21 protein-coding genes are annotated in these 22,007 nt (G+C 68.1%); 5 read left to right on the top strand and 16 right to left on the bottom strand.

Going from position 1 to position 22,007, the window contains the following annotated elements:
• Position 1: 1 nt before the first annotated feature.
• From FXO18_RS02810 to FXO18_RS02835, 6 genes are all read right to left on the bottom strand, one after another.
• Positions 2-622 (bottom strand): class F sortase, encoded by a 621-nt coding sequence (locus FXO18_RS02810; RefSeq protein WP_149359533.1) that lies wholly within the window; start codon positions 620-622, stop codon positions 2-4.
• A gap of 88 nt (positions 623-710) precedes the next feature.
• The gene (locus tag FXO18_RS02815) at positions 711-1,979 is read right to left on the bottom strand and encodes a copper amine oxidase (RefSeq protein ID WP_149359534.1); all 1,269 of its coding nucleotides are present in this window, start codon (positions 1,977-1,979) and stop codon (positions 711-713) included.
• A gap of 103 nt (positions 1,980-2,082) precedes the next feature.
• On the bottom strand, positions 2,083-2,880 hold the full coding sequence (locus FXO18_RS02820; protein WP_149359535.1) for a methyltransferase domain-containing protein: 798 nt from the start codon (positions 2,878-2,880) through the stop codon (positions 2,083-2,085).
• 10 nt (positions 2,881-2,890) lie between these two features.
• The gene (locus tag FXO18_RS02825) at positions 2,891-4,237 is read right to left on the bottom strand and encodes a DNA polymerase IV (RefSeq protein ID WP_149359536.1); all 1,347 of its coding nucleotides are present in this window, start codon (positions 4,235-4,237) and stop codon (positions 2,891-2,893) included.
• 69 nt (positions 4,238-4,306) lie between these two features.
• Positions 4,307-4,933, bottom strand: coding sequence for a DUF1326 domain-containing protein (locus FXO18_RS02830; RefSeq protein WP_149359537.1), 627 nt, complete (start codon positions 4,931-4,933; stop codon positions 4,307-4,309).
• Between the two features lie 13 nt (positions 4,934-4,946).
• The gene (locus FXO18_RS02835; RefSeq protein WP_149359538.1) at positions 4,947-5,705 is read right to left on the bottom strand and encodes a DUF2182 domain-containing protein; all 759 of its coding nucleotides are present in this window, start codon (positions 5,703-5,705) and stop codon (positions 4,947-4,949) included.
• A gap of 185 nt (positions 5,706-5,890) precedes the next feature.
• Between FXO18_RS02835 and FXO18_RS02840 the strand changes: the two genes are divergently transcribed.
• The gene (locus FXO18_RS02840) at positions 5,891-6,316 is read left to right on the top strand and encodes a nitroreductase family deazaflavin-dependent oxidoreductase (protein ID WP_149359539.1); all 426 of its coding nucleotides are present in this window, start codon (positions 5,891-5,893) and stop codon (positions 6,314-6,316) included.
• 38 nt (positions 6,317-6,354) lie between these two features.
• Here FXO18_RS02840 and FXO18_RS02845 read toward each other — a convergent pair whose 3' ends face one another.
• Both FXO18_RS02845 and FXO18_RS02850 read right to left on the bottom strand, forming a co-directional pair.
• The gene (locus FXO18_RS02845) at positions 6,355-9,198 is read right to left on the bottom strand and encodes an FAD-binding and (Fe-S)-binding domain-containing protein (RefSeq protein WP_149359540.1); all 2,844 of its coding nucleotides are present in this window, start codon (positions 9,196-9,198) and stop codon (positions 6,355-6,357) included.
• Between the two features lie 74 nt (positions 9,199-9,272).
• Positions 9,273-9,902, bottom strand: a complete 630-nt coding sequence (locus FXO18_RS02850) for a potassium channel family protein (RefSeq protein ID WP_223114457.1) — start codon at positions 9,900-9,902, stop codon at positions 9,273-9,275.
• 81 nt (positions 9,903-9,983) lie between these two features.
• Here FXO18_RS02850 and FXO18_RS02855 point away from each other — a divergent pair, with 81 nt between their 5' ends.
• The gene (locus tag FXO18_RS02855; RefSeq protein ID WP_149359542.1) at positions 9,984-11,156 is read left to right on the top strand and encodes a low temperature requirement protein A; all 1,173 of its coding nucleotides are present in this window, start codon (positions 9,984-9,986) and stop codon (positions 11,154-11,156) included.
• Between the two features lie 194 nt (positions 11,157-11,350).
• On the opposite strand, the gene FXO18_RS02860 is transcribed toward FXO18_RS02855, so the two are convergent.
• Positions 11,351-12,160: a maleylpyruvate isomerase N-terminal domain-containing protein gene (locus tag FXO18_RS02860; protein ID WP_187774150.1), complete on the bottom strand. Its 810-nt coding sequence runs from the start codon at positions 12,158-12,160 to the stop codon at positions 11,351-11,353.
• An 84-nt stretch (positions 12,161-12,244) separates the two neighbouring features.
• Here FXO18_RS02860 and FXO18_RS02865 point away from each other — a divergent pair, with 84 nt between their 5' ends.
• On the top strand, positions 12,245-12,874 hold the full coding sequence (locus FXO18_RS02865) for a DM13 domain-containing protein (RefSeq protein WP_149359544.1): 630 nt from the start codon (positions 12,245-12,247) through the stop codon (positions 12,872-12,874).
• A gap of 21 nt (positions 12,875-12,895) precedes the next feature.
• A complete protein-coding gene (locus tag FXO18_RS02870) occupies positions 12,896-13,669 on the top strand; it encodes an NRDE family protein (protein WP_149359545.1) in 774 nt (257 codons plus the stop codon).
• Between the two features lie 24 nt (positions 13,670-13,693).
• Here FXO18_RS02870 and FXO18_RS02875 read toward each other — a convergent pair whose 3' ends face one another.
• On the bottom strand, positions 13,694-14,647 hold the full coding sequence (locus tag FXO18_RS02875) for an ADP-ribosylglycohydrolase family protein (protein ID WP_149359546.1): 954 nt from the start codon (positions 14,645-14,647) through the stop codon (positions 13,694-13,696).
• 222 nt (positions 14,648-14,869) lie between these two features.
• Here FXO18_RS02875 and FXO18_RS02880 point away from each other — a divergent pair, with 222 nt between their 5' ends.
• Positions 14,870-15,979: a hypothetical protein gene (locus tag FXO18_RS02880; protein WP_149359547.1), complete on the top strand. Its 1,110-nt coding sequence runs from the start codon at positions 14,870-14,872 to the stop codon at positions 15,977-15,979.
• 84 nt (positions 15,980-16,063) lie between these two features.
• On the opposite strand, the gene FXO18_RS02885 is transcribed toward FXO18_RS02880, so the two are convergent.
• From FXO18_RS02885 to FXO18_RS02910, 6 genes are all read right to left on the bottom strand, one after another.
• The gene (locus tag FXO18_RS02885; RefSeq protein WP_149359548.1) at positions 16,064-16,321 is read right to left on the bottom strand and encodes a hypothetical protein; all 258 of its coding nucleotides are present in this window, start codon (positions 16,319-16,321) and stop codon (positions 16,064-16,066) included.
• A gap of 290 nt (positions 16,322-16,611) precedes the next feature.
• A complete protein-coding gene (locus tag FXO18_RS02890) occupies positions 16,612-18,036 on the bottom strand; it encodes an HAD-IG family 5'-nucleotidase (RefSeq protein ID WP_149359549.1) in 1,425 nt (474 codons plus the stop codon).
• A gap of 180 nt (positions 18,037-18,216) precedes the next feature.
• Complete coding sequence (locus FXO18_RS02895) at positions 18,217-18,474, bottom strand: YgaP family membrane protein (protein ID WP_235900404.1); 258 nt, start codon at positions 18,472-18,474, stop codon at positions 18,217-18,219.
• 213 nt (positions 18,475-18,687) lie between these two features.
• On the bottom strand, positions 18,688-19,320 hold the full coding sequence (locus tag FXO18_RS02900) for an LGFP repeat-containing protein (RefSeq protein ID WP_187774151.1): 633 nt from the start codon (positions 19,318-19,320) through the stop codon (positions 18,688-18,690).
• A 179-nt stretch (positions 19,321-19,499) separates the two neighbouring features.
• Positions 19,500-21,005 (bottom strand): sodium/proline symporter PutP, encoded by a 1,506-nt coding sequence (gene putP, locus FXO18_RS02905; protein WP_149359551.1) that lies wholly within the window; start codon positions 21,003-21,005, stop codon positions 19,500-19,502.
• Between the two features lie 92 nt (positions 21,006-21,097).
• Positions 21,098-21,997, bottom strand: coding sequence for a LysR substrate-binding domain-containing protein (locus FXO18_RS02910; RefSeq protein WP_149359552.1), 900 nt, complete (start codon positions 21,995-21,997; stop codon positions 21,098-21,100).
• Positions 21,998-22,007 lie beyond the last annotated feature (10 nt).

Consider the following 22,007-nt stretch of genomic DNA (forward strand, 5'->3'; position numbering starts at 1 on the left):
CCTAGGTGGTCAGTTCTGCGAAGGCGATGATGTTGTCGCGGTAGCTGTCCGCGCCCTGGTCGAACTCGCCGCCACAGGTGATCAGCCGCAGCTCCGGCTCGGGCGTGGGCAGCCATACCTCCTCGGTGGGGAACAGTGCCTTCGCGTGCTGCTCGATCGTGGTGATGGTGAAGACCAGCTGCTCGCCCTCGGTGGTCGTGATGGTGACGGTATCGCCGGGTCGGAGCTCGTGGAGCCGGTAGAACACGTCGGGGCCGCTGCGGGTGTCGACGTGGCCGAGGATTCCCGCGGGCCCGGGATCGCCGGGGGTCGCGCCCTGGTCATACCAGCTGATGTCGCCGAACTCCGGCACAGCGAGAGTGTTGTCCTGATTCAAGCCTGTGTAGGCGAGGGGCGCGTCGATGCCCAGCGCGGGGATGCTGATCCGGGCGGGCGGGGCGGTCTCGCGCTGCTCGCGCACGGACTGGAACGCCCGGACGCTATCGAGGTTCTGCGGCGGGGCTGCCACGACGCTCTGTGAGGCGGCCGAGCCCTGCGTGGGCGCAGCGTCCTCGGTGGCGGTGGCGCAGCCCGTCGCGAGGACGGCGGAGGTGGCGAGGACGGCAGCGAGTCGTCTGAGCATGGTGGTCTTTCCCCCTGGAATGGGTCTGCTGGTGGCACAAGGGATGCTCGTGCCACCAGCAGGGCCTGTCGGGCGAGGTGGAGGGTGGTTACTTCACCGCTCCGCCGGCGCCAGTCTCCACGCCACCGGCGGGCATGGAGTCGCCCATGAAGGCAACGATGCCTCCGGCGAGAGCCTCGGCGGTGCCATACATGTGGTTGTAGGCGTCGTATGCCTCGCTGAACGCGGTCTCGTAGTCACCGGCGTGGTAGGCGTCTACCTGCGCGACGAGCTGGTTGACGTGCATCTGCAGGCCATCGGCGACGACATCGGCGGGGATGTTGCCGTTGGACGCGGTATCGAGGAACTGCGAGAAGTCCTCGCGGTACTGCGACAGTCGTGCGAGCGCATCCTCCTGGGCCTGCTCATCGCCCTCAGCGACACCGACGGTGTACTGGACGAAGAAGTCGATGTGGTCGGACCACATCTCCATGAACGCCTGGCCACCTTCCTCGCCGAACACGCTGCTGATCGATGCGGTCAGGTCCTGGGTGTTCTCGTTGAGAGCACCGGCGAGGGCTTCGAAGTCCTCCCCTCCGGAGACTCCGGCGCGCATGGCCTGGACCGCGAGCTGGGCATGCTCGCCGAGCTGCTGGCCGAGGCCGGAGCGCAGATCGATGGCCTGGCTCTCCACCGGGCCGGTGATCCCGTCCTGGGTGGTGCTGATCGCGCCAGCAAGGCCCTGGGCGGTGCCGAACATGTGCGCGTATGCCTCGCGGGCCTGGGCCACTGCGGTGGTGTAGTCACCGTCCGCGTAGGCGCGTACCTGCTCGACGAGCTGGTTGACGTGCTCCTGCAGGAGGTCAGCGACCGCGTTGGCGGGCAGTTCGCCGTTGGTGGCGCCGTCGAGGAAGCCGCCGAAGTCGGCGCGGTACTGGTCGAGGCGCTGGATGGCCTCGTCCTGTGCCTGCTGGTCGTCCTCGGCGAGTCCGACGGTGAAGTCAACGAAGAAGCCGATGTGGTTGCTCCACAGCTCGTTGAACTGCCCGGCTGCCTCGTCGCCGTAGACCAGACGGATGGACTCGGTGAGGTCCTCGGTGTTCTGGCCGAGCGATGCGGCAGCGGCGTCGAACTGCGGCTGCCCGGCGACACCGGCGCGCATGGCCTCGATGGCGAGCATGGCGTGCTGGCCGAGCTGCTTCTCGAGGATGATGCGGAGCTCTTCAGCGGTGACGCTGCTGCCCTGGGTCAGGACGATCTCACCCGGGGTGTAGGTGCGATCGAGGAAGCTGGAAGTGGAGCCGACAGTCACGACGCCGCCCGCAAGAACTCCTGCGGTGGCGAGGGCTGCGAGCTGGGTCCTGGTGATCTTGAGCATGACTGCTCCTCAATAGTTGAATGCTTGATCCTTCATCATGCATTCGCCGCGCAGGGCCCTTCGGATTGGTTCGATCACGACGATTCGGGCTGATTCTTCTTGCTCAGGCTCGGGTCGCGGTGGCGATGAGGGCGGGCGCGTCGAAGGTGACGGCGCCCCGCGCATCGGTGAAACGGGCTAGCCGCGTCCGCGCTGCCTCGAGGAGCTGCTGGTACTGCGCGTCATCGATCATGTCGGCGAGGGTCCATCCGCGGACGTCGGTGTGCACCCACGCCTCGATAGAGGGAAACCGCGCGCGCCCCAACAACTGCTCGACCGCCACGTCGGCGAACTCCTGGCTGATCAGCTCAGTGAGCTGGCGAGCGTCACCGAGCGAGTAGGGAGCGGCGAGCGCGCGGGCATGCCGCTCGCCGAAGAGCTCCCGGAGCAGATCTACCATGACCGCGTAGCCCGGGGTCGCATCCAGCGCGGCCCAGGTCGCGATCGCGGCCCTCCCGCCCGGACGGAGGACACGCGCGAACTCTGTCAGCGCGCGCGGCTGGTCGGTGAAGAACATCATGGCGAACTGGCACGTCAGTGCGTCCACCGAGCCATCCTCGAGAGGAAGCTCCTCCGCGAGGGCCGCGATCCAGTGGATGGACGGGTCCTTCGCTCGCGCGACCGCGAGCATCCCTGCGTTGGGGTCGATTCCCGTGACGGTGCCCGATGGCCCTACCCGGCGAGCCGCTTCGACGGCAACTATGCCCGTCCCGCATCCGACGTCGGCAACCCGGTCGCCCATCTTGACGTCGGCCGCGTCGAGGACCTGCGATGGCCACGCGCCGAATAGCGCGGGCACGAAGAAGCGATCATAGATCTCCGCCGCGCTCGCCCGAACCTGGCCGCGATCCGCGAGGTCCATGCGACCAATTCTAGGGCTGGCCGGTACCCGACGGCAAGGGCTCCCAGCCGAGGCTGGCGAGCGGGTCCGCAGGGGCGAGCGCGTGCGAGTCCAGCGGGAACGTGCGGGCGGGCCCGGGCCCGGTCGTGCGGGTCTCGAAGCGGACGGTGATCACCCCGTGCCCGCACCCTTGCACCCATCCGTGGCCATGCTCGGGATGGTGGACGTCGAGGCCGGGCCAGTACTCGGACTCATACCGCGCGGGCAGCACGGCGTCGGGGGTGTCGTCCGGTGGTGGCGTGGCGTCGAGCTCCGGGAAGAGGATCTCCTGCCGGGTATCGCTGAGCCCGGAGTAGCTCACGCCCACGAGCCGGATGGCGCCGAAGGTGGCGGGGTCGACGGCGAGCTTGTGTGCCGCGCCGAGCAGGATGTCCTTGTCGCTGGTGGCATGGGCGAGCGTGCTCGAGCGGGAGTGAATGGACATATCAGCCTTGCGCAGCTTGACGGTGACAGTGCGGGCGCCGCGGCCATCGCGCTCGAGCCTGCGGTGCGCGGCGATGCCGGTGGAGGTGATCGCGGATCGCACTTCGCTGCGAGTGATGAGATCCCGCGCGAAAGTCGTCTCGGCACTGACCTGCTTGGCCACGGCGCGTTCCGTCACGGGACGATTGTCGATCCCCCGGGCCAGCTCGTGCAGAGCGCCACCGACAGCGGATCCCAGCAGCCTGCCTGCCTCCTCCGCGCTGATCGCTGCGAGCTCACCGATCGTGGTGATGCCCATCGTGCGCAACCGCTGCTCCGCCACCGGTCCGATGCCCCACAGCTTGCGCACCGGCAATGGAGCGAGGACACCCTGCTGCTCGGCGGGCGCGATCACCCGCTGCCCGCGAGGCTTGGCCATGCCTGACGCGATCTTCGCGATCTGCTTGCCCGGCCCTGCCCCCACCGATGCCTCGAGCCCCGTCCGCTCCCGCACCCGGTCGCGCAGCGACGAGCAATAGCGGGCGACCTCATCGGATGTCGCCCCGCGCAGCTCCGCGGGCTCCCCGAAAGCCTCGTCGAGCGACAACTGCTCGATCACGGGGATCATCTCCCGCACCTCGGCGAACACCCGCCTGCTCGCCTCGGAGTACACCGCCCCGCGCGGCGGCAGCACCACCGCGGTCACCCCTACCATCGCGCGCGCCTGATGCATCGGCATCGCCGACCCCGCGCCGAACACCCGCGCCTCGTAGCTCGCTCCCGCCACCACGCCCCGCCCACCTGCTCCACCAACGAGCACGGGCCGCCCCCGCAGCGTGGGCCGCGCGAGCTGCTCCACGGACGCGAAGAACGCATCCATGTCCAGGTGCAGCACCCAGCGCGACGAACCATCCACGCTGCCTAGTATGACCGCGCGCACCGACAATCCCGGCGCGCACCGGGAGGCCTGGCGCCGGCAAGCGGCCTAGCTATTGCTCCAATCGAAGTCATAGCCGATCCAGTTGGTGTCGGTGAACGCCAGCGACAGTCCGCCCGCCTTCACCTCGAAGTCCCCGACGCCGCAATTGCCCTCGGTCCAGATGAAGCCATCGGGCAGCACGATGCGCGCCTCATGCTTCTCATTGGTTACGGGGTTGCGCAGGCTCCGGCCCGTCGCCGTGCCGAGCCCTTCCGCGGTCATCACCTGATCGATGCCCTCGCCCTCGAAGGAGATCGGCGCCCGCTCGAGGCCCACGACCTCGAAGGTGCTGCCCAGGATCGCCCACGGATCACCGCCGAGCGACCCGGTATAGATCTGGTGGAGGCAGCCGACCTGCTCCTCGGTCACCGAAGGGTCAACGATGAACACCGCGCGCCCGCCGCCGTCGTGGATCGCATGGGGCCAATCCACCACCGCGATGGCCTTGACCCCCGAGAGATCGACGTCCCCGCAGTGGCCCTCGACGATGTCGTTTCCGACCATCGCCCTGCAGGCACCGTCCGACGAGCTCGGGAACCCCGAGAAGTTGCAGGTGCAGCCGGGCTGGCAGCTGCAGAACTCATAGCCGGTGCCTCGGATGTGCCACCGTGTTTGTTGCATGGTCGCGGACATAAGGTCCCCTTTCTCACATCAGGATCACCGCGAGGCCGGGCGACACGAGCAGCGCCACCCCCAGCGCGGCGAACGCCACACCCGCGGCCAGGCCCAGTGCGCGGCCGTGCGGGGCGGTCTTCTCGATCAGGATGATGATCGCCACGACCACCATCCACAGCAGGTTCATGGCGCCGAGCGCGATCATCAGCACCATCAGCATCCAGCAGCAGCCCAGGCATATTCCGCCGTGCCGCACGCCCGCGACCAACGCGCCCCAGGGACGGTCCAAGCGCTTGCCGTGATGCAGGAAGAAGCCGAGGGGGCTGCGGCAATGCGCCAGGCAAGCCTGCTTGAGCGGCGTCAATTGGTAGACGGCGGCGAGCAGCGCGACGATCCCGGCGACCCGTGCGGCCGACGGGCTCGCTGCCTGGATGGGGCCGTTCCACTGCTGCCAGGCCACGTATCCGGGAAGGCCCACTGCCGACCACACCGCGAGGTAGCCGATGACGAAGAACGGGACCGGGGCCACGCGGCCCTGGGCGGCGGCCCGCGCATAGATGCGCACCACCGGCGCGGTCGCGGGGAACATCATCGCGGCCATCATCACGACCCACGCGACGAGGAACCCGACGAACGTCATGGTCATGCTCTGCTCGGCCATGTCCATCCCGCTGCCAGGCATCCCGCTGCCCGGCATCTCGCTGCCGGACATCGAGGGGCGGGTCGCTAGCCACCCCCAGCAGACGATCGCGATCAGCATCATCACCGCGGGTGGGGCGCTCTCGCGCATCCACTCGCGCGTGCGGTTCCGTGTGCTTGCCTGCGAAGTGACCATATGTGGCACGTCCCGCAACTGTCGCCGCGCTCGCTTCCGGCTTCTCATTCTTCCACTTGGCGGGGGTGCCGTATAGGGTTCGCGCAAACCTGTTCGCGCTGTTGCTTCCCGGCCGCGGCATGTCGCCATAGGCTGAAGCCATGCCTAGTGATCTCATGCTCAAGACCATGAATGCCGTGCATCGGGGCATCGTCAAGGCCTCTGGCGGCCGCTTCGGCAACTCGATCGCCGGAATGCCGGTGATCGAGCTCGTAACGGTGGGCCGCAAGTCCGGCCAGGAGCGCGTGTGCTACCTGACCTCCCCGCTCCAGCGCGGCGACACCCTCATCGTGGTGGCGTCCCGGGGCGGGGACGATCACCACCCTGCCTGGTACCACAACCTGCGGGCGAACCCGGACGTGGAGATCATCCGCGACGGCAAGCGCATACCCGTGCATGCTCGCACCGCAACCCCGGAGGAGCGCGCGCAACTGTGGCCCGAGGTGGTGCGCCGGGCCCGCAACTATGGCGGCTACCAGAAGAAGACCTCCCGCGAGATCCCGCTGGTGCTGCTCGAGCCGCGATAGCCAGCGGCGCAGCGTCAGCCCTCGTCTCAGCCCTCGTCTCAGCCCTCGTCGAGGACCGCGGCGAAGAGCTCGGCGAGGTGGTGGCCGGGCGTGGGCGCGAGATCCGAGAGCTGCGTGCGGCAGGAGAAGCCATCGGCGAGGACGATCGTGCCGGGCTCGGCCTCGCGCACCGCCGGGAGCAACTGATGCTCGGCGACCTTCACCGAAACCTCGTAGTGGCCCTCCTCCACGCCGAAGTTCCCAGCGAGGCCGCAGCAGCCACCGAGCCGTTGCACCGCCGCTCCGGCCTGGGCGAGGAGGCGCGCGTCGGCGTTCCAGCCCATGACGGCATGGTGGTGGCAGTGCGGCTGGGCGACCACAGTGGTGCCGTCGAGGCGGGGCGGCTGCCAGCCCCGCTCGGTGAGCAGCTCGGCAAGCGTGCGGATGTTCTCGGCGACGGGCGCAGCGGTCTTCTCGCCGAGCAGCTCACCGGCATCGGAGCGGAACACACCGGTGCAGGACGGCTCCATGCCCACGATCGGCATCCCGCCAGCCGCGTCGTCGCGCCGGGCATGATCGCGCAGGGCACGGACGCTCCGACCAAGGATGCGCCGGGCCGCGTCGAGCTGCCCGGTGGAGATCCAGGTCAGCGCGCAGCATTGCTGCCGCTCGGTGATCTCCGGGCGCATGCCTGCCGCCTCTAGCAGCTTGACCGTCGCGACGCCCACATGCGGGGTGAAGTGGTTGGTGAACGAATCGACGAACAGCAGCACTGGGTCGCCGGTGGTGGCACGCTGATCGGCGGTGCGGCGGAACCATTCGCGGAACGTGACCGGCGCGAAGGCCGGGATGTTGCGGCGCGGATCGGCCCCAGCGGCCTTGAGCGCGACCTGCCCGCCAGCGCGGGTGACCGTATTGACCAGGCCCGGCGCGATCTCGGCGAGCCGCGCCCAGCGGGGCAGCCAGCCGAGCGAGTAGTGCGATGGAGGCCGCACGCGGTTCTTGTAGGTCTGGTGCAGGACCTCCGCCTTGTACATGGCCATATCGACGCCGGTGGGGCAATCCGACAGGCAGCCCTTGCAGGACAAGCACAGGTCGAGCGCCTCGTGGACCTCCGGCGATGCCCACCCGTCCTTGACGGTGCTGCCGTTGAGCATCTCCTGGAGCACGCGGGCACGACCGCGGGTGGAGTCCTTCTCCTCGCGGGTGGCGAGATAGGACGGGCACATCACACCACCGGTTCCGGTGTTGTCGGCCCGGCACTTGCCGACACCGGTGCAGCGGTGCACGGCCTGGGTGAAGTTGCCGTCGTCGCCGTGGTAGCCGAACGCGAGATGCCGGCGCAGCAGCGGCGCGGCAGGGATGCGAAGGTCGGCATCCACCGCGGCGGGATCGACCATGATCCCGGGATTGAGCAGGTTATCGGGATCGAAGACACGCTTGACCTGCTGGAAGAGCCCGATCGCCCGCTCGGAGTACATGTAGGGCAGCAGCTCGCTGCGGGCGCGGCCATCACCATGCTCGCCGGAGAGGGAACCGCCATAGGTGGCGATCAGCTCGGCACCGGCGGTGACGAACTCGCGATAGACCTTGCGCCCGTCGGGCATATCGAGCGGCAGGTCGATGCGGATGTGCATGCAGCCGTCACCGAAGTGGCCGTACGGGATTCCCGTGCAACCGAACTCGGCCATCAGCGCGTCGAGATCGCGCAGGTAGGAGCCGAGCATCTCCGGTGGCACGGCGGCGTCCTCCCATCCCGCGTGGGCCGGCTTGCCCGCGGGGCTGCGGGCGGATAGGCCAGCGCCATCGGCACGGATGCGCCACAGCGCGGCCGCGGTCGCGGGGTCCTCCTCGATGAGCGTGCCCACGGCCCCGGAACCGGCCACGAGCTGCTCGGCCTTGGCCCGCGCCTCATCGCGGGTATCGCCGGTGACCTCGGCGAACAGCCACGCCTCCCCCGCTGGCAGGTTGGGCACCGCATGCGCGCCGCGGCGCTCCCGCACCACATCGGTGATGCGCTTGTCGATGCCCTCGCAGGCGGTCAGCCCGAACTGAAGGACCGTGGGCGTGGCATCCCCGGCGGTGCCGATGTCGGGGTAGCCGAGCACCACGAGGATCTTCGACCGCGGTTCGGTCGCCAGCGAGACCGTTGCTTCGGTGACGACTGCAAGGGTTCCCTCGCTGCCGACGAGCATGCGCGCCACGTCGAAGCCCCGCTCGGGCAGCAAGTGCTCGAGGGCGTAGCCGGAGACCTGTCGCCCGAACCGTCCGAACTCGGTGCGTATCGTCGCGAGGTCGCTGTGGGCGACGCGCTCGAGATCGTCGAGCAGCGCCGGTCCTCGCCGCAGCTCGCGCCCCGCTGCGGTCGAGTCGACGCGCAGTTCCTCGCCCGATGCGGTGAGCAGCCGGGCGGAGACCATGTTGTCCACCGTCTTGCCGTAGCCGAGGGTGCGGGTGCCGCAGGCATTGTTGCCGATCATCCCGCCGATCGAGCACCGCGTGTAGGACGACGGATCAGGCCCGAACAGCAAGCCGTGCGGCTTCGCGGCCTGCTGGAGGTCCACCTGGATGACCCCAGCCTCGACCGTGGCGGTGCGCGCATCCGGATCGATGTCGAGGATGCGGTTCATGTGCCGCGAGAAATCGATGACCACGCCCGTGCCTACAGCATTGCCGCACAGCGACGTTCCGCCGCCGCGGCTCGTGACCGGCACACCGTTGGCGCGACACGCATCAAGGGTGGCGGCTACCTCGTCATGATGCCGTGGCCGGACCACCACCATCGGCGGCACCCGGTAGAGGCCAGCATCGGAGGAGTAGGCAGCGATCGTGGTGGAGTCAGAGAGCACCTCCCCGATCCCTCGGGCACGGAGTTCGGACGCAACAAGATCGGCCATGCTCATCTCCCCGATGCTAGCTGCTCGGGCGCTCCGCGGCAGGGGTGTCGATGAGGCCGGGCTGGACGCGAACGCCTGGGTCAATCCCGCGACACGTCGTCGCGCTCAGCGGGCGTCGCCTGCGATGCCCACACCCCGACCAGCCGGGCCACCACGATCGTCAGGAACAGCGTGCCCACCACGGTCTCGAGCGATGCGAGGGCGCGCGCCCACGGCGCCACCGGCAGGATCTCCCCGTAACCGAGCGTCGCCATCGTCACATAGCTGTAGTAGATGAACTGCTGGAATCGCATCTCGGTGTTCTGCGGATCGCTGAAGCTGCCCGGCGCGGCCAGCTCGATCAGCGAGAACACCGTCGCGAAGAAGCCACCCATGATGAGGTACGCGCACACTGCCGCGAGGATCAGCGCGACCCCGCCGGAGCTCGACCTGCGGAACACGAAGCCCATCAGCTCCACGATCAGCATCAGCATGAACGTCCCCACGCTCAGCAGCATCCCGGCATAGGCCACCGGGCTGTGCTGGGCGAGCGCGAACCACACGGCGAACCCCGCGAAGATCAGGCCCACCACCCTCGTCGGCACGCACGCCCGCCCCTGGCTGCGGACCACCTGCACGCCGAAGAAGATCATGCCCCCGTATAGCAGCAAGTACGCGGCGGTCCACCATTCCCCGTAGTGGCTGATCGGATACCCGAATTGCAGGAGCACCACAAACGCTAGCAACAGGCCCAGCTTTCTCTCCATGCTCGGCATCTAACCACGCCCCGCGCCTGTGATAGCTTTCCCCCCATGCGATCCGCACCGTTGCCCGTTGCTGTCCTGCGCCGCACGGAAAGCGGGCGCGTAGGGACAGTCGAGCTATTCTTCGACCTCGTCTACGTCCTCACGATCATCCAGCTCTCCCACTTCCTGCTGCATGACCTCTCCCCGCACGGAGCGCTGGAGGCACTGATCCTCTTCGCTGCGGTGTGGTGGGGGTGGAACTACTCGGCCTGGGCGATGAACTGGCTCGATCCCGACCATCCCGGCGTGCGCCTGCTCGTGGTCTCGCTGATGCTCGCCGCGCTGACGATGGCCATCGCCATCCCGGACGCGTTCGGCGACCGGGCCCTGCTTTTCGTCGCAGGCTATCTGTTCCTGCAGCTCGTGCGGTCGGCGTTCATGGTCGTCGCGTTCCGCGGGCAACTGATGGCCCGCAACTATGCCCAGTTGCTCGCCTGGAGCGTCGGCTCGGGCGTGCTGTGGGTCGCCGGGGCCCTCGCGGACGATGAGGCGCGGTTGTACTGGTGGATCGCCGCTGTCGTGGTCGACTACGCTGCCCCGATCGTGGGCTTCTACCTGCCGCGGCTCGGCGCGTCCTCGATGCAGGACTGGCCGCTCACCGAGGAGCATCTCGCGGAGCGCTGCCGCCTGGTGTTCATCATCGCACTCGGCGAATCAATCCTTATCCTCGGTGGCGTACTCGCTGATGCGGAACTGGACGCGGGAACCACTATCGCCGGTATTGTCGGCTTTTCCTCGATTGTTCTCTTGTGGTGGCTGTATTTCAGCCCGCGCCACGGAAACGTGGAAAAGGAAACCCCCTTGCATGCGTCCTCCGCCGCGATCGGACGTGCCGCATACACCTACGGGCACGCCTTCATGGTCGGCGGCGCCATCGTCGTGGCCGTGGGCATCGAGCTCGTGACCACGCACCCCGGCGACTCCGCCTCATGGGCGGCCGTGCTCACTATCCTCGGCGGGCCCGCCATCTACCTCGTCGGCAACATCATCTTCAACGAGTCCCGCAACCAGCAGATCCCCGCGTCCCGCGTCGCTGCGCTCTCCGCCTTCATCGCGGCCGGTGCCATCGTCCTTGTCCTTGGTGCGCCCTACCTCGTGGTAGCGCTTGCTGCCCTCGGCATCCTGCTCGCCACCGGAGCGGTGACCAAGGAGCTGTGGGAACGACCCGTTCACCATTGAGCCGCGGGGGGCGGCCTGGCTTGGCCTGCGCCGGTCGGCCTGGCCTCCGCCGGTCGGCCCCGCTGCAAACGCGATATAAACCGGCGTGGACGCGCCGCGATTTCTATCGCGTTTGGCAGTTTCCGGTGCGTTTGGCGACCACGGCCACCAGCTACAGACCGCCACGTCGCCAGGCCGCCACGACCCGCCCCCAGCTACACGCGGACGCCGGCGGTGAGGGCCTCGGCGAGGGCCCGGTCACCGTGCACGGCGAGCTTGTCGAGGGGCTCGCGGCGCCAGAGCGCGAGCAGGAGATCCTGGGCCCGGCCACGGAGCGCGACATCCCCCTTGCCGTGCTCATGGGTAATGATGGCCTGCCCGTCGGCAAAGCGGATCATCCACTCGGCGTGATCAGTGTCGGTGCCGTGGATGTGCACGCTGCGGCCATCGAGGTCGGCGCACACCGTGCTGCCCTTCGCGAGGGCGCGCGGGATCATCACCTGGCACCATTCGTCGATGCCATCGGCCGCGCCAGCTGGATCGGCATCGGCGGGGCCGCCTCCCCCCGCGGCACTGAGCGCGTAGTCGATGTCGAAGCGGTGGATGGTCGCCTCGTGTGCCTGCCGTCGTGCCCACCACTCCACTGCTCGCGGGCCGAGAAAGGTGGTGGTTGGCTGGTCGGGGTCGCGGCGCGCGAGATCGTCAGCGAGCTGGGTGACCGCATCGCGGTAGGCGTCGATGCACGCCTCGCCGCGTGGCACGGCAGGCAGATCGGCACTGTCTGGCATGGGCGCGCTCGCCGGTAGTCGGAGCGCGGCGAGCACCCACAGGTGCACCTTGGTGGTGTGCCGCACCACGTTCTCGACGGTCCATCCGGCAACAGTGGGCACGGGCAGGGCGAGGGCGCCGGGGCTGGTGGCCGCGATCCGGTCGCCCTCCGCGCGGAGCACGTTGATCAGGTGTTCGGTGGGCACCGCCGGGCCGGGCGGGTCCAGCGGTGACGCGTCGCTGTGATTGTGTGCCATGGTCGATGACCCTACCGGCGCGCCGTATCGAAGCGAATCCGTCATACTGGGCTTTCCGGCCGCTGGAGATCCGTGAGGTGCACCATGGCGAAGCATCGCCGCTCGTCCCGTCGATCGATCCTTCTCGTGCTCGCGGCCTGCCTGCTGGTGGCTCTGCTGGTGCTGCTCTACTTGTTCCAGCCGTGGAAGCTGTTCGTCGATGAGACCGTCGACGAGGCGTCTCCGTTCAGCACGTCCACCACCACCGCCGCGGCGCCGGCTTCCCCCGCTCCCGATGCCCAGGCGCCCGCCAACGAGGCTCCCGATGCCCAGGCTCCCGATGCCCAGGCTCCAGCCAACTCGCCACCGGCCGATGAGGGCCCGCGAATGATCGCTCGCGGCACCTTCATCTCGCACGAGCACGCGACCTCGGGCAGCGTTGTGGTCTACGAGTCCCCGGACGGTTCGCGCGTGCTGCGCATCGAGGATCTCCGCACGTCGAACGGACCGGATCTGAAGGTGTGGCTCACCGATGCCCCAGTGATCGAGGGCTTCGATGGGTGGTGGGTGTTCGATGACGGCCAGTACGTCGACCTTGGCGCGCTCAAGGGCAATATCGGCAACCAGAACTACGAGATCCCCCCGGACGCGGACCTCTCGGAACTGACGAGCGTCTCGGTGTGGTGCGCGCGCTTCCGGGTGTCGTTCGGGGCCGCGGAGCTCCTGCCGGTGTGACGGCGCGCTAGGGTCGGTCTCATGTGCGTGATCTTCGTGGCGTGGCAGGTTCACCCGGGGTGCCCGTTGATCGTGGCCGCGAACCGGGACGAGTTCCATGAGCGTCCCACCGAGTCGGTGCACTGGTGGGCTTCGGATCCGGAACTGCTCGCGGGCCGGGACGCCCGTTCTGGCGGCACCTGGCTGGGCGTGACGCGGACAGGCCGGTTCGCAGCCGTCACGAACTTTCGTGGTCCTGACGAGGCGGCGGGCAGTGTTTCCCGGGGCGAGCTGCCGGTGCGGTTCCTGCTGGGCACCACATCCGCGGAGGACTATGCGACCGGGGTGGCCGCGGCGGGGGGCCAGTACGCGGGCTTCTCGCTGCTCGCCTGCGATGGCGATCAGCTCTGGTATGTCTCCAATCGTGGTGACGGGGCCCCGCGCGCCGTGGAGCCAGGCTTCCACGGATTGTCCAACGCCAATCTCGATACGCCCTGGCCCAAGGTCGAGGCTGGTCGTGCCTCGTTCGCGGAGGTAGTGGGCTCCGATGCGGATCCCCTCGGCAACCATCCGGGCGCGGGCCACGATCAGTACCTGCGGGTGCTGCGCAATGCCGATCTAGCTGCTGCCGACCTCCCCGACACGGGTTTCCCCAAGGAGATGGAGCGAGGGCTATCGAGCATCTTTGTGGAGCTTCCCGGCTATGGAACGCGCAGCAGCACCGTGCTCGCGATGCGCGATGGTCGCGGCCGAATGGTGGAGCGGCGCTTCTCCGCGGACTCGACGGTGCTCGGGACCTCCACGGCGGAGTGGTGAGCTAGCGGCCTGCGACGGGGCCTCTCAGCGCCCGCGTTCCACGATCCCATCGGCGAGATCCACGAGATCCTCAGCAGTCAGCCCTGGCCAGCCGTGCAGCATCGCGACCAGATCAGTGGGCAGGCTGCTCGCGCCCCAGCGGGCTCCGACGAGCATGCCTGTGATCGCCGCGGTCGTGTCGGTATCGTGCCCTGCCCGCACCGCTTGCTCCATGGCTGCGTGCGCGTGGCCGGGGGTGCTCGCGTCGGTTGTGGTGATCGCCCACCATGCGGTCTGCAGCGCGTGCACCACCCAGCCATTCTTGGGGAAGTCCGCAGGGGTGCCCGTCTCGGCCTGGTCAAGCAATGGCGACCAGAAGGAGCGGGTCGATTCCGCTGCGGCCTCGAGGTGCAGGCGCACGCCCTCGAAGGTCCCGGCAAGGACGGCGTGGCGGATGGCTGCCGACCAGATCTGGCAGGCCTCGCGGGCGCGCTCGTCGTCGTGGGTGAGGTCACTGACCAGCGCCGCGGCCTGAGCGCAGCCGTCGTTGTCGTTGAGGTAGGCGATGCCGACCGCGGCGGTGCGCATGAGCGATCCATTGCCACCCTTGAGGCCACTGATCTCCCTGGCCACGCGTGCCATCGATGCGGCGTCCGGGCCCGCGCTGCCCAGCACTTGCGCGGTCTGGTTACCGATGTCCTTAGGGCCCGAGTTCAGCCAGTCGAGGAACCCAGCGGCGACTGCATCGAGGCCTGCTGCGGTACGCAGGTCCAGGCCAGCGCGTGCTGCGCGGGCGACAGCGATGGCCATGGCCGTGTCATCGGTCCACTCCCCGGGGGCGAACGGGCCGATGCCGCCGCCGATCATGCCGATCACATCGCCAGGCCCGGGATAGGTGAATTCGTAGCCCGCGCCGAGCGCATCGCCGAACGCGCAGCCGATCAGTGCGCCGCGGGCGCGATCGAGAACGACTCCGGATCCTTGCGTGCCTGAACCCATGCCAGCCTGCTTCCTGCTCGTTGTGACCAGCGCATTCTTGAGACGCGACCAGCCTCCCGACGACAACTGGCGATGCCCCCCAAAGTGCCCGCACCAAGATCACGTGGTGATAACAGTCACAGAATACCGGTAACGATGCGTTGCCTCACCAGGATGTACACCGCGTAACAGCACGCATGGTTCGTTGCCGCCCTGCGCGGCACACGGAGGGGGAACTACACGATGATTTCTGCCCGCAACACAGCACTGACGGCCCTGCTAGGGGTCGCGCTGCTCGCTGGTCCCGCATGTGGATCCGGCACCGACGTCACCCCAGTCTCGGGCTCGTCGAGCGCCAGCCCGACGGAGAACGTGATCGACAACGGCTCGACCGAGCCCACCGGCAGCGAGGCAGGATCAGGCGCGCCCAGCGCTGGAACTGCCAGCCCCGCGACAGTCGATCCCGCGAGCCCGGCGCCGGACTCCACGGGACCCGGTTCCATCCTCGTCGAGACGAAGACGTTCACTGGCGCCGCTATCCCTAGCGTGCCCGTTTACCTGATGCTCGCCGCGGAATGCGACGTCGCCAACCGCGACATCCCCCTCGACGCGGACTTCACGACGACGTACGACGGCGTCACCAACGCCTCAGGCGAAGCCCTGTTTGCCGATATGCCGCTGGGTTGCTACCGCGCCAACATGGACGTGCCCGAGAACTCCAACCCGGTGCCCGAGGGAATGCACACCGTCGTCCTGACCGAGGCGATCCCAGACCAGTCGTTGTGGTTCCGCTTCACCGATGAGCCTGCGTCGGCGGATGCTACGCGCCTCGGCCAGATCTTCGTGCGCGATAGCGTCGGCAACCCGATCTCCCGCGCCGCCCTCGAACTGGAGCAGTGCGGCACCAGCAACCGCATGACCACGGTCAACAGTGACCGCGAAGGCCGGATCATCCTCGAGGTCCCGCGCGCCGAGTGCTACACCGTGGTGGGCACCTCCGGCACCTCCGAGTGGACCCTGACCAGCCGGCCCGTGATCGATACCGGAACCAGCAACTTCGCTCTGGACATCGTTCTCGAGCGCGCGGGCACCGAGCCGAGCTGCGCGGCAACCTCGATCGCGGCCGACCTCGACCTGCCCTACGAGTACGGCACGACCCCGGTGTCCGTTGATTGCGCCAACGGCTGGGCCGCGATCCGCTGGCCCGAGTCGCAGGGCGACAACCAGCGACTCGTGCACCTCGTCGATGGCGAATGGACCACCTACATCGCGTTCCCGCACCAGCAGTGCTGGGCCGAGGCGCGCGGCAACGGTGTGCCCGATCGCTTGCAGAAGTACTTCCAGGGGTGCTGATCCGCCCCTAGGAATGCCGCGCGGTGTCCTGGCCAGTCCTCCGGGACGGTCGGGGCACCGCGCGCTCGCTTGGTGGACAGTCGTTCAATGCTCAGGCTGCGGTGGGCGCCGGAAGTGCCCGCCCGCGCGAACGACGATCAGCAGTGCCACGACAGAGAGCCCGGCGGCGCTCATCAACCGGTACCGGAGCTTCCCCGAGCATCTGGTCTCCAGCCAGCTATGCGGAACCGGGCTGTAGGACTCGTTCGGCGGGCCCCGCACCACGGTCACAGCCAGCTCGCTGGCCTCGACCGGAGCCACCACCGAGCCACACTCCACGACCCGCGCTCCCACACTATCCACCGGAAGATTAGCCGGTGCGCGTACCACTGCCAGGCTGAGCCACAGGGCCGGAGCGGCCAGGAGCACGCAGGCGATCCCAGAGACCAGCGACAGCCGCGTGCGACGGCGCCGTCGCCACCACGTCCAGGTGAGCCCTGCAGCGGCTGCGACAAAGACCAGCCACTCCACCCAGCTGACGGTGCCCGCGAGCCGGTAGCCAAACGCGAACGCCACCAGCCAGAAGACCGCGGTGAGCCAATTGGTGCGCGATCGTCCGGCGCGTTGTCGGTTGGCAACCTCCGGGGAAGCCACTAATCGGGGACGGCCGAGGCCGGATCGGTGCCCACGAAATCGTGCGGCAGGCTGGTGCGCGCGGCCCGCAGGAAGGCGTACGGCGTGTGGCGGCCAAAGTTCACCACGCGCGAGGTGTAGACGTCGGCGAACTTCTCCACCTGCCGGGCGAAGAGGCTCTTGTCATTGCCAGCGCGCATCAGCGGTCCCCACGTCGTGTTGCCGATGGCACCGGCGGCCTGAGCGAGCGGCGCGATCTCCTGGTCGAGCGCTCGCAAGTCCGCGTACAGGTTGCTCATCGCCGAATCCGCGGCCTGGGCGGGCTGGCCGCTTGCTTGCGCCCGGACGCGATCGAGGCGGGCGTGGGAGAGCTGGTCCTCGATATCGACCTTGCGACCCATGAGCGCGCGCAGCTTCCGCTCATCGTCGACGAACGCGGCAGCATCCGCGATCTCGGCCTCGAGCTCCCGCATGATCAGCGCGGTCCGCCAGCGAAGTACCGACTTCGAGACGTGCACGTCGCCGAAGAGGTGGTCGCCGACGTAGAGGATGTTCGCGCCATCGAGATCAAGGCTGCGCTCCACGAGCCGGGCGCACCCACCGTGATAGACGCCGCCCTGCTCGAGCAGGCCCTGGTGCGGCTCGAGGAGGCTGCGCTGCTCGTCGACGACCCGGAACACCGGTGGCTCCTCGGCGAAGAACCTCGGCTTGGCGGCGGCGACCACGACGATGTCGAACAGGTCGCGCCAGTTGCCGCTCGGCACGTGGCGGTCGAAGGCGTAGCTCATCATCGCGCGCGTGTAGAACCATTCGCTGTTGGTGATCAGCAGCAGTTTCTTGCCCGCGAGGCGCTGGTCCATGAGGGTCTCGGCGGTGTCAGCGTCGAGGTCGCAGAAGCGGTCCGGGTCGGCGATGATCTCCGCCTTGAGCGTGCCCATCGTGTGCGACAGATCGAGCGCGGAGGAGACGACCTTGAACAGTTCGTCGTAGCCGAGGGGCTGCTTGATCTCGCCAGCGTCGAGCAGGTCCACGAGCTGGGCGTACAGCGCTGCCTCGGAGATGGAGAACAGGGTGTTGAGGAACCGGAAGCGCGGCTCGGCGAGGTCGACGAACACACCATCGTAGGTGCGGCGCAGCTCGTCGAAGGTGAGCTTGCGGGTGCCATGCTGCGCCTGGATCACATAGCCGAACCGGGTGGCCTTGACGAGGTTGCCAAGGTCGAGGTCGAGGGCGAGGCCCTGGAGGTACTTGTCGGCCTCGAACACGAGGTCGCCGACCGGGAAGCCACGCTCGGCGAGCGTGCGGCGCGCATGCTCGAACGCTGCGCCCTCCCACACCTCGGTGCGGTAGTTGAGCAGCGTGTAGTCCATGTCATAGCCGATCGCGCCGACGGATCGAAGGTTGAGGGTCCTGTTGGCGTACACGCGTCGTCCAGGCTCGGTCACAGTTGTCGAACCTACACCCGGAGCGCGGTTCGTATCACGGTTCGCCGCGCGCGGATTCGCTCGTTGCAGCGAGGTCGGCGAGTGTGGCAGCAAGGCTGGCGAGTGTGCGATCCGCGACAGGAAAACGCGCTGCGGCTGTCGCTTTTCGCACACTCGCGGGGGCGGTCGGCGGGAATCCGGTTAGCGCGCCGCGCATGCCCCGGCTGCGGGGATGCCCGCGCGACGCATGATGAGGCTGGCGGGGCACCAGCCAACGATGCCGTAGAAGACGAGGTTCGCGGCGACGAACGCTGTGAGCACGAGCCACCATTGGCTCAGGGAGATCGCGAGCGCGAGGCTGAGCGCGATCATCACCCCGGCGAGCAGCGGCACGATTCGGTCAACGGTCCAGGCGGGACTGGCCGGGGACATGGTGGAGGTCGTCACGGTGTTTGCCATGCGTGTCACTATACCCCATGGGGTATAGTTCGGCCTCGCTGACGCCGCGAGGCTGGTGAGTGTGGCAGCAAGGCTTGCGAGTGTGCGATCCGCGACAGGAAAACGCGCTGCGGCTGTCGTTTTTCGCACACTCGCGGCGGCACACTCGCGCGGCCCAGGCGCGCGAAAGGGGCCCCACCAGATCGGCGGGGCCCCTTCGCTGCTCCAGCTGGATCAGTTCATCGTGATCTCTTCGGCAAAGGTGCCGTCACCCTGATCGGTCCAGGTGATGGTGCCGTTCTCGAACTCGCTCTCCCAGCCACCGTCGATGCTCTCCTCATCGCTGGTCGGGAAGCCCAGTTCACCGGTGGGCCCGCCATTCTCGGTGTAGACGCGCAGGATCTCGCCCTGGACCACATGCGCGTCGGTGCCCTCGCTCCAGTAGATGGTGCCTTCCTCGAGCTCAGCGGCCATGCCCTCGCCAACCTCGGTGGGCTCGGAGACCAGGTCGCCCAGCTCTCCATCGAGCTCGTTGAACTTCTCGGCGATGCCACCCTCGAGGGTCACCTCGGTCCCGTCGGCCGTGGTGGCTGTCGTGGTGCCGCCGTCGAGCATGCCCATCGCGCTATCGGTCGCCTCGCCGGCCTTGTCCATGCCGGAGTCCATCGCATCGCCCGCGGAGTCAGTGGCATCACCCATGGCGTCGCCTGCACGGTCTGCGGCGTCGCCGGCGGACTCGGTGATCTGGCCCGCGCCATCGCTGATCTGATCGGTCACGGAGTCGCCATCGTCACCGCAAGCAGAGAGCGTCACCGCTGTCGCGAGGGCTGCCGCCAGTCCAGTCGCGCGAATCGCCGTCTTCTTCATGCGTTTGCCTTTCATGGTCGTTGTGCACCAGAAGTGCCGGTGCCGAACCCACACAGACAATCATACGAAGCGCGCTGGTCAAAGCTTATCGGGCAGGCTCCGGCATATTAACACCGCGTCAAAAGGACATTGCCGACATTCAGGAAACCTGACAAATGCTCACTAAACATGGCTGCTGCTTACTTCCGGCACGCTTCCTCCATCTCGGTGAACTCGACACCAATGCGCTCCTGCGGGCGAGGCGCGAGCTTCGAGACCACCACCGCCACGACCGCGCACGCGATGAAGCCCGGCACGATCTCGTACATCGCCGAGGACAGTGCATCCACCGATCCCCAGATGCCGACGGTGACCGCGCCGGTGATCATGCCCGCGAGCGCGCCATGCGCTGTGAGCCCCCGCCAGTGCAGGGACAGCAGAATGATGGGGCCGAAGGCCGCGCCGAAGCCGGCCCAGGCGAAGCCGACGAGCTCGAGGATCGTCCCGCTGGGGTTCACCGCGATAAGTATCGCCACGATCGCCACGGCAAGGACCGCCGCCCGTCCATACATGACGTACTTCTGCGGGGTGGCCTGCTTGCCGAAGATCTTGTAGATGTCCTCGACCAGCGCTGAGGAGCACACGATCAGTTGGGACGAGAGCGTGGACATGATCGCTGCTAGCACTGCCGCGAGCACGAAACCCGCGATCAATGGGTGGAACAGGATCTGCGACAGCCGCAGGAAGACCGTCTCGGGGTTGGCCAGGGTCTCGGGGTTCTCGAAGAAATAGGCGATGCCGATCAGGCCGGTGCTGATCGCGCCGAGGGAGGAGATGACCATCCAGCTGATGCCGATGCGGCGGCCCGCGCGGGCATCGGCCGGGGATCGCAGCGCCATGAACCGCACGATGATGTGGGGCTGGCCGAAGTAGCCGAGGCCCCAGGCGGCCGCGGAGATCACCGCGACCACGCTGCCGCCGAAGAACAACGACGTGCGATGCAGCTCATCGTCGGGGCTTGCGGCGTTATGCAGGGCGTCGGCGGCATCGATCCCAGAAGTCACCGCATCAAGCGAACCGAGGGCGAGGAATGCGGCGACAGGGACGGCGATGAGCGCGGCAAGCATGAGCAGACCCTGCGCCACATCGGTGAGCGAGGCGCCGAGGAATCCACCGAACAATGTATAGCTGAGCGTGATCCCTGCGACGAGGAGCATTCCGAACAAATACGAGGTATCGAACGTGGATTCGAAGAACACTCCCCCGGCCACCATTCCCGCGGAGACGTAGAAGGTGAAGAATCCGAGAATGATGAGTCCCGCAGTGATACGCAGGACGCGGCTCGTGTCCTTGAAGCGATTCTCCAGATAGCTCGGCACCGTGATCGAGTTGTTCGAGATCGCGGTATAGGCGCGCAATCGCGGTGCCACGAACCGCCAGTTCAGGTACGCGCCAATGACCAGGCCGATCACGATCCAGGACTCGCCGAGGCCGGAGGCGTAGATCGCGCCGGGCACACCGAGCAGCAACCAGCCAGACATGTCGGACGCGCCCGCGGAGAGTGCAGCGACGCCGGGCCGGAGCTTGCGCCCGGCGAGCATGTAGTCATCCAGATCGCTGGTCTGGCGGTAGGCATAGATGCCAATGGCGATCATCGCGGCGAAGTACAAACCGATCGCGGTGAGCTGGTAAGCCTGCGTGGACATGAGGGCCTCGGATCATGGGATCGGCGAAGAATGGGCGCCTGGCGCGCCGCGGCAGGCCGGGATGTGATGCCGGAGGGCGCGAGAGCGTCAAGCTACCACAGCGCCTCGACGCTCCGGGCCGTTTCGCGCAGCGCCTCCCGCACCGCGGCGACAGCGGGATGCTGGTGCGCGGAGACGCGGGTGGCGGTGAAGATGGTGCGACGCGGAGCCCCGGCCAGCGGGATGAGTCGCGCGCGGGCGGCACGGTGCACCCACACCAGCTCGGGCAGGAATGCCACCGCGTTCCCGGACTCGACGAGCCGCACATGGGCCTGCAGGTCCGCGGTCTCGTAGCGCACGTCGGGCTCGAACCCGGCCTGGCGGCACGCGTGCTCGGCCCAGTGCCGCGAGGCGGCTCCGCGCGGTTCCATCACCCAGGGCAGGCCGCGAGCGTCGGCGATTCCGGCAACCGTAGCGATGGAGCTGGGGACGGCCAGCTGTATCGCATCGCCGAGGAGCGATTCCCGGTCGAGGCCGGAGTGGTGGGCGGCCGCGTGGCCGGGGTATTGCTCGGCGATCACGAGGTCGAACTCGCGGGCCCATGTGTCGTGCAGCGCTTCCTCCGGCTCGTGCTGCACCATCTCCACGCGCAGGGCCGGATAGCGCTCGGCGAGCAGGCGCAGCGCGTCGGGCATCAGCGCGAGCAGCGCGGTCTGGAACACCGCGAGCCGGATCGTGCCGGTGACGCTGGTGCTCGCGGCGGCGAGCTCGGACTCGGCGTGCTCGATGGCCTCGAGAATGCGCCCGGCGTGCTCGACGAGCAGGTGCGCCTCGGGGGTGAGCTGCAACAGCCTGCCCGTCCGGCGCAGCAGCGGCACGCCGGCCTCGCGCTCGAGGATGGAGAGTTGCTGCGACACCGAGGAGGGACTGTAGCTGAGCGCCTCGGCGACGGCGGCGATGGTGCCGCGGATGCTGAGCTCGCGCAGCAGCCCGAGTCGATGCACGTCGAGCATCAGGTTCTCC

It is taken from the genome of Lolliginicoccus suaedae (assembly GCF_008312885.1).
Classification (GTDB): domain Bacteria; phylum Actinomycetota; class Actinomycetes; order Mycobacteriales; family Mycobacteriaceae; genus Lolliginicoccus; species Lolliginicoccus suaedae.